The 15,088-nt window shown below is 32.4% G+C and carries 9 protein-coding genes; all 9 read right to left on the bottom strand.

Annotated features, from left to right (window positions below):
- Window positions 1-14: 14 nt before the first annotated feature.
- The 9 genes from GXM16_RS12525 to GXM16_RS12480 all read right to left on the bottom strand — a co-directional run bounded on the left by GXM16_RS12525 (window position 15) and on the right by GXM16_RS12480 (window position 15,012).
- Window positions 15-3,011, bottom strand: coding sequence for a SusC/RagA family TonB-linked outer membrane protein (locus GXM16_RS12525; RefSeq protein WP_163394774.1), 2,997 nt, complete (start codon window positions 3,009-3,011; stop codon window positions 15-17).
- Window positions 3,012-3,254: 243 nt separating this feature from the next.
- Window positions 3,255-5,999 carry a helix-turn-helix and ligand-binding sensor domain-containing protein gene (locus GXM16_RS12520; protein ID WP_163394773.1) on the bottom strand — a complete coding sequence of 915 codons (2,745 nt, stop codon included), beginning with the start codon at window positions 5,997-5,999 and terminating at the stop codon, window positions 3,255-3,257.
- Between the two features lie 102 nt (window positions 6,000-6,101).
- Window positions 6,102-6,527: a DUF3995 domain-containing protein gene (locus GXM16_RS12515; RefSeq protein ID WP_163394772.1), complete on the bottom strand. Its 426-nt coding sequence runs from the start codon at window positions 6,525-6,527 to the stop codon at window positions 6,102-6,104.
- Window positions 6,528-6,540: 13 nt separating this feature from the next.
- Window positions 6,541-7,737 carry an acetate/propionate family kinase gene (locus GXM16_RS12510; protein ID WP_163394771.1) on the bottom strand — a complete coding sequence of 399 codons (1,197 nt, stop codon included), beginning with the start codon at window positions 7,735-7,737 and terminating at the stop codon, window positions 6,541-6,543.
- Window positions 7,738-7,813: 76 nt separating this feature from the next.
- A complete protein-coding gene (pta, locus tag GXM16_RS12505) occupies window positions 7,814-9,907 on the bottom strand; it encodes a phosphate acetyltransferase (protein ID WP_163394770.1) in 2,094 nt (697 codons plus the stop codon).
- Window positions 9,908-9,959: 52 nt separating this feature from the next.
- Window positions 9,960-11,033: a magnesium/cobalt transporter CorA gene (gene corA / locus GXM16_RS12500; RefSeq protein ID WP_163394769.1), complete on the bottom strand. Its 1,074-nt coding sequence runs from the start codon at window positions 11,031-11,033 to the stop codon at window positions 9,960-9,962.
- 146 nt (window positions 11,034-11,179) lie between these two features.
- Window positions 11,180-12,004 (bottom strand): hypothetical protein, encoded by an 825-nt coding sequence (locus GXM16_RS12495; protein WP_163394768.1) that lies wholly within the window; start codon window positions 12,002-12,004, stop codon window positions 11,180-11,182.
- 476 nt (window positions 12,005-12,480) lie between these two features.
- A complete protein-coding gene (locus GXM16_RS22855; RefSeq protein WP_229684338.1) occupies window positions 12,481-13,644 on the bottom strand; it encodes a hypothetical protein in 1,164 nt (387 codons plus the stop codon).
- A 135-nt stretch (window positions 13,645-13,779) separates the two neighbouring features.
- Window positions 13,780-15,012, bottom strand: a complete 1,233-nt coding sequence (locus GXM16_RS12480) for a PDDEXK-like family protein (RefSeq protein WP_163394767.1) — start codon at window positions 15,010-15,012, stop codon at window positions 13,780-13,782.
- Window positions 15,013-15,088 lie beyond the last annotated feature (76 nt).

The following is a 15,088-nucleotide window of genomic DNA, read 5'->3' as shown; positions in this document are numbered from 1 at the left end:
TCTCATTTTTAATATTAGAAAGTAACATTCAGACCTAAAGAAGTAATCGCAGGCAATGGATATCCTCCAGTATCCTTACCAAAAGAAATAGGAGTTCCTCCGGCTTCGGGAGTAAAACCCGAATTATTAGACCATGTTATCAGATTCTGTGCATTTACATATACTCTTAATCCCTGAATGCTCAGTCTTTTTAAGAATTCATTATCAAAATTATAACCCAGCTGTATGTTTCTTAATCTTAAATAACTTCCGTCTTCGATCATATAACTCGAAGCCTGTTTGTTATAACCTGAACCGTCATTAAGTCTTGGTTCCCAGTTTGATGTTCCTGCACCGGTCCATCTGTTAAGTCTGTCTGTTCTGTAATTAAACTGTGCGAATGTTGAGCCATTACCCCAGTCCCTGTAAATTTCATTCCCATAAACTCCTTGAAAATCAACAGAAAAAGTAAAATTTTTATAAGTAACATTTCCTGAAAAACCATACATAATATCTGGACTTGGATTACCGATAATAGTCCTGTCATCTGTAGTAATTTTACCGTCGCCATTTACATCTTTATACTTTAAATCCCCCGGGGCATAATCCCCAATTGCGCTTGGCGCAGAATTTAGAATATCGGCATACGACTGATAAACCCCTTCTACTTCATATCCATAAAATGAACCGATCGGAGCTCCTGCGGTCAAGATTGAAGGTCCGTCGAAAACCTGAAATCCATCAACATATACTGATTTTACTTCATTTTTAAGTGTAGTCAAATTTCCACTTATCGAATAGGTAAAGTCATCGTTGATCTTATCGTTCCATGAGGCAGTAAATTCAAATCCTTTATTTTCAATTTCTCCTGCATTTGTATAAAATTTTTCGCTGCCTAATTCGACAAAAGTCAATAAGTTATCTGTTATTTTATTGTAGTAGGCAGCCTCAAATTTTAATCTGTTATTTAAGGTAGCTAATTCAATCCCTCCTTCATAAGAAGTAACCGTTTCCCACTCTAAACCTGGATTGTTTCTGTAAGCCAATACGTAGGCAGGAACCAGTGATTCTCCAAAAACCGCAGAAGAACCTGTAGTATAATTTGGATATGAGGGATAATGAATACCAGAATATTGGTTCCCTAAAACACCATATGATCCTTTGATTTTTAACTGATCGAAAATCTTTTGTCCCTCCATAAAACTTTCTTTGACTACATCCCATGCTGCTCCTGCAGACCAGAAATTCTGAAATCTGTTTGCTTCACTAATTTCTGATGAACCGTCACGTCTAAAAGAAGCATTGAAAATATATTTTCCATCGAAATTATACAGAACTCTTCCCAGATAAGAAACGGTACTTCTGTCCCATTGATCAGAATTTGATAATCTTGTGGTAGGATCTCCGTATGGATAAACATTTAAATACCACCATCTTTTATCATAAGGAATAGGATCTCCGTTTATATTTTGCTTTACTGTACCGCTAACACCTTCAAAGCCCTCATAATATCTTGTATATCCTGCCAAGGCAGTTAAATTATGTTTTCCAAAGGATTTCTCATAAGTCAGCAAATAGTCCTGTTGTTTTTTTTGGGAGTCATTCTTAAATTGATTGACATTTGTTAAAGTATTTCCACCATATACAGTAGTTTCATCCGTTTCGGTTACGTAAATATCAAAAACCGGCGTATACCCCCTTCCTTTGCTATATCCTAAATCTGCTAAATATGCAGCCCTGAATTTTAAGCCTTCCAAAATTTTAAGTTCAGCAAAAACATTTCCAACAAATCGAGTTTCGCTATTTAATTGTGTGTATTTTTTTCCTTCAACATTTGCAAGCGGATTTCCAATCTGGGCACCGCCAATTTCAATTGGAAGCTGGTTATACATTCCCTGTTCTGTATTGTATGCATTTACAATTGGCGTAGCATTTAAAGAAGAAATGAAGTCGTGCAATTGAGGTAATCTGGCATCATATCCGTTAAATCCAACCCCTACTTTAATAGCATCTGATACTTGCAGCTCATTATTAATGTTGAAAGTGAATTTTCTGTATTTTTCATTTTCGATTAAACCTTCGTCAGCAAAATAGCCTGCACCAAAATAAAATTTGTTTTTTTCAGTACCATTAGACAGGCTAATATTATGTATCACCTGAGTGGCACTACTGTTTTCAATGGTATTAATCCAATTCGTATCGCCTGTAAATTTATCATAGTAAGAATAAGGTGCTGCTCCTTCATTTACCCTTTGCTCATCGTAGAGCATTTTAAATTGTGAAGCGTTTGTAAGTGAAGGTTTGTTTACAATTGTTTTTATACCAACCGAAGTATTGTAATTGATGGTTGTGGCACCATTCTTTGCTCTTTTTGTAGAAATAATGATTACACCATTTGCTCCACGAACACCAAAAATGGCAAGTGACGAAGGATCTTTCAAGACTTCCATAGACTCAATGTCATTCGGATTTATAAAATTGATGTTATCATTTAAAATTCCGTCAACAACATATAGTGGCTTGGTTTGATATCTGCTGACTGTTCCCCTGATTCTAACATCCGGTTCTTCACCCGGTTTACCAGTGTTTACAACAGACAAACCCGCAACTTTACCCTGTATGGAGGAAACCGGATTTGAATTTGGTTTATCTGCAACCTGTTTACCGTCAACCTTAACAATTGACCCTGTCAAATCACGCTTTTTAGCAGTTCCATATCCAATAACCACCACTTCTTTTAAAGCAGTATCGCTTGACTCATTTAAGGTAATTGTCATAGAATCTGTGGTTGCTGCAACAGACACTGCATCAAAACCCAGCATGGAAACCTTTAAAATTTCACCCGCCTTAGCATTTATGCTAAAATTTCCATCGAAATCAGCATCGGCAGAAGTTTTGGACTCAGAAGCACTAATAATTGCCCCGGGAATCCCCATTCCACTACTATCTACTACTTTTCCTTTTATTGCCTGACCGGACATATAGGCCGGTAAAAGCAATAAGGCCAGAAAGCTAAAAATAAAATTTTTCATACAGTTTTAATCGTTTAAGTTAGTAGAGCCAAATTAAACAATTACAACGTTGTAGTACATCAACCGACACTACTACACAGCTACATCATTACATCAAAAAACAACTTCAATTCTCTAAAAATCAAATACTTAATATTAAATTAACTTTTATTAACATAACCTTATGATGTAGTAAAGATGTATTGGAATTAGATAAAAAAGATGATGAAAAAATAAAAAAACAATAAAATTTAGTAAGACAAATTATATATTTAGTAAAAACTTAGAAAGATTCTCCTCCTGAGTGAGATTTAATTTTTTTCTTAAGCGATATCTGTGCAGTTCAACACCTCTGAATGAAATATTCATTAACGGGGCAATTTCTTTTGACGAAAGATTCATTTTAAGATATATACAAAGCTTAATGTCTTTTGGAGTCAGATTTGGAAATTTCTTTGATAGACTTATAATAAATTCATTATGAATCTGATTCAGATTGGTTTCAAAGGTTTCCCATTCGTGTTTATTGACTTCATTTATCTTAATCGCTTTTTTAATTTCGCTCTTGAGTTTGTTAAAATCTTTTTCAGATTCAAGAATATTCTGAATATTTTCAATCATTTCGCTTTGTTTGGCTATGGATAATGATTTTCCCGCAACTTCAGACGATTTGGTCTGAAGTTCAAGTTCCAGAATATGCTTTTCGTATTCCTGAATATTCAATTCGTTTTCAGCTTTTAATTCCATTTCAAGAATTTCACGCTGGTGTTTTAGTTCTTCTGCCTGTAATTTTAATTTTTGAATGTAACGGAGCTTATTCCATTTATAATACAAAAACAATATTGCACTGACTAATAATAAATACAACAGAATCATCCAGACAGAAAAATACCATGGCTGAGCTACTTTAAAATCAAAATTGCAAACCTTGTCATAGTTAGCACCATCATGTTTATAAATGGCAACAGAATGATACCCGCTGCTCAGGTTATTCAGTAAAATAAGCCCGTCAGAAATAGGCATAAAATCTTTGCTGCTATTTATTTTATAAAACAAATTGGGTTTGCTGGCCCCATAAATCCCTGATATAACATTAATTTTCAATTCGGTATTGTATTTAATTTTAGAATCCTTTGGAAGCAGGACTCCTTCATTAAAAGCTTCAATTTTGACATTCGTATTTTGATTGTTCAGATATTTCAACTGAAGGGAAATAAATCCGTCATCAAGGTTTAACAAGTAGTGGTTTTGAGTCTTAAAAATTCTCAAATTGTCATTGATCAGCCTTCCCTTATAATATTTTTCCTGAATGATATTCCACACAAATTTATTTCCGGAAGCATAAATATGATATAAAATCCCGTTCTGGAGCACCATAAAATGATTTTCATCAATTGCTACAACATCTGCAATGTTTTTAAAATTGGTATTGAACAATTCATCTTCTTCCAATTTATTGGTAATTGAATTATAGGTATACCATGCATTATTTATTAAAAACAGTATTTCGTTTCTAAACTCAAAAATTTTAACCCCAAAATCGTTTTCAATGTTACTCTGTTGTGTAATATTTTCAACCTTTTTAGTCTTAAAATCGTCATCATACAAAACTCGGTACAAACCGCGATAATTATCTGCAGCAAAAATTTCATTTTTTTTATTTTGGGCTACATATTTAATCGGTTTCGAAATGTCCTCAACTTTTTTATATTCGGTTAATTTTGAAATATCCTCATATAACAAAATTCCACTGTAAGTCGACTGAAAACAGGTATTATTGATACTGCTTTTTGAAAAATTCCAACCACCGCTTACATTGTTTGTTTTAACTAATGAACCATTTTCGTAGCAAAAGGTCCCATCGTTATGACCAATAATATATTTATTATCCGTTTTGGTGATATTCCACGCCTGTCCCTGAGTGTTTGGCATCATTTTAAATTTACCAGAATCAAATTCAAAAACACCATGATTGGAGGCTATTAAATATCCTTTACTGGTTGTTGCCACGGAATATACAGAACCTAAAATTCCGGAATTATCATAAAATATAGATATCGGAGAATTTACTTCAACATGAGCTATTCCATTATCTAAACCAAGCCATAAATCATTTTCTTTATCCAGTCCAATGCTTAAAATTGAATTATTCATCAACACATTGTTCCTATCAATATTCTTATGTGTATCGGTTTTGAAATCATAAATAAAAACACCTCTGTTTCCTGTACCTATTACAAGTTTATTGTTTTTAATAAACTTTGCCACATTAATTGTAGCCGATTTTAAAGTTTCATTTAATGGATTATTCCAAGGCTTTAAAATTCCGTTTTCAACAATGAAAATGCCTTTTTTCTGGGAAAAAATATACGTCTTGTTCTGATATTTTTCCATAGCATGAACAACACAATTTTTAAGAGCATCCCACCCTTTCGGATTGGCAATTCTGCTGTCGTTCATTTTAAAAACACCTTTTTCTACCGAAGCCACATAGAGATTCTTATCTACTACAAAACAGTAAGAAATCAGGAAAGGAAATCGAATTTTTCTGATCTGTTTCCCATTATAAATAAAAACATCGTTGAACGACTGAAAATATATTGAACCGTTAAATTTGAAAATTTTCCAGATTTCTTCATTATCTTTTTCGTCAAATAAGCGTAGATTTTTGGTAATCGAAACATAATGCATTTTACCTTCTTTTCTGTACCAATAGCCAAATTCCTTGTAAGAACCTGAATAGATTTTATCCCCTTCAATCATAATTGAACGAATGATTGTTTTGTTGGGTAAAGTATATTTCTCCCATATCACACCATCGTACCTCAGTAAATAATGGTTATTGGCAAAATACATGGCATTGTCTTTTCCCTGAACGACATTCCAGATCTGATTGTCACCCTGATAATTTGATTTGCTGTAATTTTCGACAAAGGGAAGTAATTCCTGTGATTGAATTTGAGAGGTAATGAAAAAGAAGAAAAATAATTTTAGAAGTATCGATTTCAAAATATTCAGATTTAAACTCAAATATAATGACAAATATTTAAATTTTGAGCATAAAAAAGCTCCCTGTCGGGGAGCTTTAATGATATTAATTTTTACTGACTTTTATATATTTAGTGCCAAAACTAAAGTCAATATTCCGATTGCTAAACATAAAGGCGAATATAATTTTGTATCGTTAACAGCAAATTTGGAGTTTTTTATTTTTTTGAAAAATCCAAGATATTTAAAATCTCCCACTGCTCTTAAGATAAATATACCTGTTAATACCCAAAGCCCATTTTTATTGATCCATAAAGGAAGTCCCACTGAAAAATATCCTCCTTTTATCAAATAAAAAAGACTGAAAGCTAATAATCCGGCTGCAACTATGAGAGTTGCCAAAACACTAGGAGGTCTCATCGGGCTTCCATCCGGATTAGAAGGAAAAACACCTTTAGATCCCCATTTGCCTCCAAAAGCCCAATAAAAATGAATCGATGAAAGAAACAAAAATATTGTGAACAGTACTATTACTATAAAATTTGTCATTTTGAGGTCATAATTAATTCTGCAATAAATGATACACCTGATTGGCGATTTCAAATTCCTCATCAGTTGGAACTACCAAAATTTTGACTTTAGAATCCGGATTGTTTATAGCCCTGTTTTCTTTAGAACGCATTTGGTTTTTATCTTCATCCAGCTGAATCCCAAAATAATTCATATCAGTACAAACCAGTTTTCGCATATAAGATGAGTTTTCACCTATTCCGGCTGTAAAAACAATTGCATCCAGGCCATTTAGAGCCGCCGTATAGGAACCAATAAACTTTTTAATACGATACGCATTCATAAACAAAGCCAGTTCACATTCTTTGTTTCCTTTGTCGGCTTTTGCTTCTATATCACGCAAATCGCTATAGCCGGTAAGTCCCAACATTCCGCTTTGCTTTTGCAGAATATTGTTTATTTCCTCTAAAGAATATCCTAATGAATTCTGCATATAAAAAATAACCGACTGATCGACATCACCAGCCCTTGTTCCCATTATCAAACCATTTGTAGGACCAAAACCAAAAGAGTGGTCTATACTTTTACCATCTTTAACAGCAGTCATGCTGCAGCCGTTCCCTAAATGAATTGTAATAATATTTTGAAATGGCTGTTTATTTTCTTTTAAAAATTCAATTGCCTGTTCAGATACATATTTATGACTTGTTCCATGAAAACCATAAACACGAATTCTGTTTTCAGTCAATAATTTATTCGGAATTGCAAATTTATAGGCCACTTCGGGCATTGTTTGGTGAAAAGCCGTATCAAAAACAGCAATCTGTTCTGCCGAATTAAAAATTTCTTCAGCGACATTAATACCCTCCAAATTAGCCGGATTATGCAGCGGAGCCAGGTCAAAAAGCTGTTTGATTTTTGATTTTACTTTTTCGTCTATTTTTACGGTTTCGGTAAAAGTGCTTCCTCCGTGAACTACGCGATGACCTACGGCATCAATCTCAGAAGTTGATTTAATAACTCCTTTTTGGTCGTCCAGCAGCATATTGGCAACTTTTTGCAAACCTATTTTATGAGTTGCAATTGGTATAGTTTCTTCATACGAATTTGATGAAGCCTTAAAAGTAACATTAGAGCTTTCCAAACCAATTCTGTCAATCATTCCGGTACAAATCACTTCGTTTTCCGGCATAACCATTAATTGATATTTTATTGATGAACTTCCTGAGTTAATTATTAATATTTTCATTGTTTTTGATTCTATATCTATTTATTGCTAAACGTCAAAAACGTATAACATTTTACTTCTGACTTTTTACTTAAAATTACAACCCCTGCGCCTGAATGGCTGTAATTACCACTGTATTTATAATATCATCAACAGTACAGCCACGACTTAAATCGTTTACCGGTTTGTTTAATCCCTGCAGCATCGGTCCAATGGCCAAAGCTCCGGTTTCTCTCTGAACGGCTTTATAAGTGTTATTTCCGGTATTTAAATCGGGAAAAATAAGTACACTCGCCTGCCCTGCAACTTCAGAATCCGGCATTTTGCTTTTTCCTACCGCGCGATCTACTGCCGCGTCGTATTGAATTGGTCCTTCTATTTTTAAGTCAGGCCGTTTTTGTTTTACGATTTCTGTTGCAGTACGTACCTTTTCTACCTCATCCCCTTTTCCTGATGAACCGGAAGAATAAGAAAGCATTGCTATTTTGGGCTCGATTCCGAAAGCAGAACTGGATTCGGCTGATGAAATTGCTATTTCTGCCAGTTGTTCCGCAGTTGGATTTGGATTAATAGCACAATCGCCAAAAACAGAAACCCTGTCTTCAAGACACATAAAAAACACTGAGGAAACTACAGACGAGTTTGGTTTTGTTTTAATGAACTGCAATGCGGGTAAAATCGTATGCTGAGTCGTGTGTGCTGCTCCGGAAACCATCCCGTCTGCATGGCCTTTGTAGACCATCATAGTTCCAAAATACGAAACATCTTCCATTAAATCCCTGGCCATGGTTATACTTACATTTTTTGTTTTTCGAAGTTCATAATAGGTATTTGCATATTCTTCATAAAACTCAGATTCGATTGGATTAATGATCTTTACTTTTGAAAAATCAAACGTTAAACCTAGTTCAGTTACTTTATTTTCAATTTGCTTTTTATCTCCGATGATCGAAATATCAACTACATCCATTGCTAATAATCTGGAAGCAGCCGTAATGATGCGATCATCGTTACCTTCCGGCAGAACAATGTGTTTGCGGTGCTGTTTGGCGCGTTTGACCATATTGTACTGAAACATTTTTGGCGTCATGCCTTCAGCTTCAAAAGTAATCAGGCGTTCTGACAAATCATCAATCTGCACATATTTTTCAAAAGTACTGATTGAAGTTTCAATTTTATGGGTGTTATTAGCATAAATTTCAGAATTGATAGCACCAATTTTATTGGTAATATGATACGTTCCTCCATCTACAGCAATAATCGGAACTATAGCCGAAAGACCTTCAATCAGTTTTAAAATACTGTTTTCAGGAAGAATATTTCCGGTAAGGATAATTCCTGAAATCGTTGGGTAATTTGCCGATTCATTAGCCTGTAAAGCTCCCAGAATAATATCTGAACGATCGCCCGGCGTAATTACAAGAGCATTATCGTGCAGATGTACCAAATAATTATGCAATTGCATAGCCCCAACACTAAAATGCCCAATTTCATTATTGAGGTAATTCTCCCCAAATAAAACTTTAGCATCCAGTTCGTTAACGATTTCCTGCATCGTTGGATTGTTCAAAGTAGAAATCAACGGAATCGTATTAACAAGAACATTAGATGGTAACGTTTTCTGGAGACTTTTAGTAACGAGTTCAATATTTTCAGGCTGGACTTTATTGGCAAAAACCGATAAAACTTCTACTTCTTTTACTTTAAAAGAATCGTAAACCAGATATAAACTATCCAGAAGTTCTTCTAAAGTTTTACCCACTCCTGAACCAATTATAATGGTAGGAATTCCGAGGTTTTTAGCGATCAATACATTCAAGTCCAGTTCAATTGATGTTCCTTCTCCTGTAAAACTTGTTCCTTCAACCAAAACAAAGTCAAAACGTTCTTCGAGTTTTTTATATTTTTCAATAATCAGATCCAGGACTTCACCAATTTTTCCTTTGTTTTTTTTCTTAATTAGTTTGCTCTTCGTAATTGCATAAGCATCTTCAAATTGTATATCAAGATTAAAATGTGAAAGAACAGTTTCGATGTGATTGTCCTGTTCTCCATCGACAAAATCTTCAATAATAGGCCTGAAATAACCAACTTTAGCTGTCTTACCAATCAGGATACTCATTAAGCCAAGGGTAATAATTGATTTTCCGCTGTTCTGATCGCTGGTGGCTATGTAAATCGCTTTACTCATAATTTAATATTTTGAATCTAAATATATTGGATTGTAATTTTTAATGTAAAGGCTAAAACCAACGTCTTTTTTTGAAATAGATAATCAAAGCAATGACTAACAAAAACATGGTTCCCATGACTATAAAATAGCCATTTTCTGTTTTAAGTTCGGGCATGTTTTCAAAATTCATCCCGTAGACTCCAACAATAAAAGTAAGCGGAATAAAGATGGCCGAAATGATGGTCAGTGTTTTCATAATTTCGTTCATTTTCCTGCTCTGTTCAGAAAAATAGAAATTTGAAGCGCTTTCCAATGAACTCATATCCGACTCAATCTGCTCTAAAAGCTCTAAGCTTTTTTGGTGCAGTCTGACAAAGAAATTAAATGTTTCTTTTTGAATAAGACCGTTTGCCTCATCATCATCTTTAATTGTTTTAAGATAATACAAAGAATCCCGAAGCGGAACGATAGAACGCTTTAAGAAATTAAAATTATCGCGATGATTTTCAATTTTCTCTAAAATAACCGGATCAGCGCCTTTTTTGGTTAAATCGATTAATTCTTCAATATTATTTTCTTCATCTTCTATTGTAATATAAAAATTTTCCATTACAGCGTCTAATAATAAATAAAGGAGATAATCTACCTTTTTAGTTCGCACGATTCCGGCATGTGTACGCAGACGCTCGCGAATATGAGTAAAGAAATCGCTTCGTTTTTCCTGAAACGAAATCAGGATTCCGTCTTTGAGAATAAAACTAAGCTGTTCTACTTTAAGTCCATCTGAATATTCTGAAGGCAATAGCGATTTTATGTTAAAAAATAAAACATCTTTTTGCTCTTCAAGTTTCGTTCTTTTAGTGGTGTTTAAAATATCGGCAAGCAAAAAATCGTCAACCTTAAAATATTGCCCGATGGTTTTAATTAAGCCAATATCATTTAATCCGTGAATATTGAGCCAGTTGTTTCTGGTATAATCAAAACAGGAATTCAAAGCTAAAACCGTAAATTTCTCATATTCAACAACATCACCATCATCATATACAAAAAGCTGCATTTCTGTTTCATGGTCTTTGTGGGATCCTGTATATTCTAAACTAGTAGGCTGCAGTTTACGTCCTTCTTTGTATTTGATCTTTCTCATTCAAAAAAATTTACAATAGTAATATTACGAAAAAGAATCGGGATAGGAAATGACAATTATCAGTTTTGATATGAAGATATTGTTAGTAATTCAAAAAAAACCGGATCATTTATGACCCGGTTTTTATAGAACATTGAATGATATTTTTATTTATTTGATAGATTCCAAAATCGCAAAGGATACGTCCATTCATTAGAATTAAAATGAGGAGATAATTTATTTCTAAAATCCGGTAAAAAAATATCATTTACAGCATGATTTTCAACCTTTAGTTTATTAGAATAAGATAACGCTTCAAGAACAGTCTTTAAAAAATATTTATTTCCTTTACAGAAACCTTTTATTATATTGATTAATCCGGTAAGCGTTGTTTTTTCTCTGTTTTCACTTACTGATTTCACAAAATGATCTATCCAGTCATCACCTTTTATTATTTGATTCTCGTAAGGCAAATTTATCACCAAATCTGCATATAAATATTCCAGACTGTACCTATCGACCGAACCTCCTCTAAATATCTTTAGAAACAACTGCATAACTATATCTTCTTTTTTTAGCTCTTCTGATCTCCATTCCAAAGTATCTAAATTTGCTTTTGTTGCATTCGACAAATAGTAGAATGAAGCATATTCAGAAACCAAGCAATAATTACTATGCGTTGCCCCGAATCTAAAGTTTTTATTTAGTACTGCATGATCTATTTTTTTTAGCTGATTGTAAATTTGATCTACAACTTGTTTTTTATCAAGGTTTTCCTCAGTTAATTTTAAACTCTCATAAATAAATTTGTATCGGTTTTTATATTCTTCATCCTCATCAACCTCATCAACCCATCTTCCTTCAACTCCATCATAATTCCATTGAAAGCAAAAAATAAAATAAACTAAATCATAATTAAGATTATGATTTTTAGCTATATTTTTTATTTTGTTTTTAGCTTTAGCTGTGGCATTAATCTCAGTGATTTTCATATCATATGTATTTTAAATCTTTATTAAACTTTAGAATTATCAAAAAAAAAGTAATTTCTTATAAATATAAAAATTAAAAGAATTGACACAAGAAACCTTTCTTTAATTATTGCAACAAAAAAACCGGATCATTTCTGATCCGGTTCTCTTAATAGTTAGTACTAAAAACTTTAATACTTATTTTACTTCTTCAAAAATAACAATACCTGATTATCAATAAATTACATCGCAATGGTACAAATATGGAACAAAGCATCTATTTTATTTCACAAAACAACATATTTACTTTCTAAAAGTCAATCATTTAAACTTTATTAGACAGGCTTAGTTTCTGAATAAACTAAGTTTTTTTTAATTAGAAAGAAATTCTCCCTGATCATTAAAAAGGAAACTGTACCCCTATTCTTTATCTTCTAAAATCTTACTGTTATATTCATTATGCTCTATCAGAGCGAAACATAATGATGCAATATATTTTATTTACGAAAATCCACGCTATTGGAAACAATTGTATTAGTAAAATAACCTAGTTCTTTTTTTATTTCCATCACTTCGCGTATAAAATCTTCATCTATCTCGGGGATATAAAGAGAACAAATATCAAAACAGCTATCGCCATCAGAATTGCTTCCAATGGAAATTCCAATAATTTTCTTCGCTGTTGGGTTTTCATATCTAGCAACTGTACATCTTAATTCTAATTCTGCTTGCTTTTCTTTCCAATTCTTATCCGTTAATGGCATAAAGACATAAGCATGTTCCGCATTATTAATAGGTTTAAGTATTCTAGCTTTTAGCTTTCTTTCAATTGCATTATTTAAAACACTTCCGAGTTCAATTCTATTTATTCGTGGCTCAAAATTAATTGCCCTAATAGCTTCTTCTATTTCATCTCTCTTTTCGTTAGAGGTAGAATCTGCTATATGATAATTATGAACATGATGTATCATATCATCCCAGATATAGCTCACTCTAACATCATCCTGCCACTTAGCATATTCATTACTATTAATGTAATCGTCCCAAAGATTTTCTCCTGAAATTACTGCATTTGAAGGGATATCATCCTCTAAGCCTGTCTGAATATAATATGCTAAAAAATCGACTTCATTTGCCATTAACAAAGTTTTATTCGCAACAAATTTTCTCTTTGCAGTCAAATAATTGGTAAAATCTACAATGGTATCTAATTCAGTTATGATTGTTGAAGTTGATGTCTCATCAAATACATGAACATAGCCTTTGTCAAATTCGCCAGTTGGTAAGGGAAAGTTTGCTGGACTTCCAAATGCAATAGCGATTCTATGTATTTCTCTATTTTTTTTATCCGGAAGTTTCACATTAGTTCTTTTATTTTTGAGTAATACTTCGTCTACTCCATTTAGATACCGTTCTGCTCCATGTATTTGGTCAATAGAATCATGTATTGCCTTTTTCACCCATCTTTCATATTGAACTAATGCATCGTTATTTTCAGAGACCCTAATATCCTTAACGGAAATTATAACTATAATATTTCCACAAACAACTAAAACATCACAGAGTTCCTTGCCTTTTTTTCCAATTGGATTAGCGAAGCTCCAAAATGGCAAAAAAGATTTTTCGCATAATTCAGCTACATATTTTTCTGATGGTGTCATTCTAATTTAATTAGTTTATACTTTCTATAAAACATTTTCAAAATATTTATTAATATAGAAATTCATATTGATTTTGTTACTATACTATAAATCAACATGCCAAATTTTATTATGGCAAGATAAAATCCGTTAGATTCATTTTATTAAATTAATTTTTTCCAATACTAATTTTAATAAATTTTCTAACTCCAAATATCCATCATTAAATGTTGTATGCTTCCAACCATACCACCATGGCACTTCTGCTTGCAATGATTCTTTTTTTATTATAGATTCTAAAAAATCATGTATTTCAGGGTCTAGAGCCTGACTTGCAAAATGTCTTCCAAATCCAAAATATGTAGAATTAAAATTATGTTCTATTAAAACGGAAAAAGGCCGCCCATTATAAAACAAATTCACGCCTGTTTTTATGAATGAATCTTTAGACTGATTAAATATTTGTTTTTCTTCAAAATCAAAACGTACAGCTAAATTGCTTTCCCATTCTTTAAACAACTTAATCTTTGAATCCTTTTCCAACTCTTCCAGTTGTTCTTTTAATTTATTAATTTCATTAATTTTCTGGTCAACTATTTCAATGTTTTCCGCATTATCGATACTAAAACCTAATTCTGTAGCTAAAAAATTTTGAAGTTCTAAGTTCATATTTTTATATATTTCTTTTTTATTGAAAAAATGTTTTAGATGGTCTATATACTGTACAACAGCACTTTTTATTAATTCTTCCTTTGGTGACAAAACTTCTGAATAACTTTCTAGCCAGGGAAGTATATTTGATTTATATGATATTTTAGAATATCTTGTCTGAAAATCTACTAATTCATACTTGTCCCCCCAAGTTTGTTCAGAATGATGATCTCCTTCAGTTCTTGTTAAATAGAGGACAAATATTTGTTCAATTTTAAATCCTAAAGTCTTACATTTTTCAATATACCTGCCAATCTGATGTTTTTGCTCAACTGCATTATGTATTTTATTTTCTATAATAATTGCATACTTACTATTTTCTCTAATTAGTCCATCAATTCTCATTTTTTCATAAGTTAATATCGGTTTTTTAATATCATCAATATTAAAAGAAAAGAGATGCTTATTATTGCTATTGATAAATTGTAAAAAATCTATAAGTGCAGGCTGGTATTGCAAAAGCCGAATTAAAAACTTGCTATGTGCATTTTCATTAGTAGATAAATCATCAAGTAAATTTAACCTATAGGGCAGTTTATCGATTTCTTTTTTGTAAATATTATAAAAGTTCTCTAATAATACTTTTGATTTTGAAAACTTTATTTTCGCATCCTCAATAATCCAGTTTTGGTAGGAATTATTTAGGGAGAGTAATTTACGTACATTGCTGGTATCCATTTATGTTCTATTTTTAAAGCCATGTAATTACAACTCTAAACCTTTTATGTTTTGCAAATTATTATAGCCAATATTT

Source organism: Flavobacterium limi, from assembly GCF_010645075.1.
In the GTDB taxonomy this organism is placed as follows: domain Bacteria; phylum Bacteroidota; class Bacteroidia; order Flavobacteriales; family Flavobacteriaceae; genus Flavobacterium; species Flavobacterium limi.
This window is presented reverse-complemented; position numbering and strand designations above follow the sequence as displayed.

What these genes read in the sequence shown, in the direction of transcription:
- GXM16_RS12525 (WP_163394774.1), bottom strand. Translation starts at nt 3,011, where the DNA reads ATGAAAAATTTTATTTTTAGCTTTCTGGCCTTATTGCTTTTACCGGCC.
- GXM16_RS12515 (WP_163394772.1), bottom strand. Translation starts at nt 6,527, where the DNA reads ATGACAAATTTTATAGTAATAGTACTGTTCACAATATTTTTGTTTCTT.
- GXM16_RS12510 (WP_163394771.1), bottom strand. Translation starts at nt 7,737, where the DNA reads ATGAAAATATTAATAATTAACTCAGGAAGTTCATCAATAAAATATCAA.
- pta (WP_163394770.1), bottom strand. Translation starts at nt 9,907, where the DNA reads ATGAGTAAAGCGATTTACATAGCCACCAGCGATCAGAACAGCGGAAAA.
- corA (WP_163394769.1), bottom strand. Translation starts at nt 11,033, where the DNA reads ATGAGAAAGATCAAATACAAAGAAGGACGTAAACTGCAGCCTACTAGT.
- GXM16_RS12495 (WP_163394768.1), bottom strand. Translation starts at nt 12,004, where the DNA reads ATGAAAATCACTGAGATTAATGCCACAGCTAAAGCTAAAAACAAAATA.
- GXM16_RS22855 (WP_229684338.1), bottom strand. Translation starts at nt 13,644, where the DNA reads ATGACACCATCAGAAAAATATGTAGCTGAATTATGCGAAAAATCTTTT.
- GXM16_RS12480 (WP_163394767.1), bottom strand. Translation starts at nt 15,012, where the DNA reads ATGGATACCAGCAATGTACGTAAATTACTCTCCCTAAATAATTCCTAC.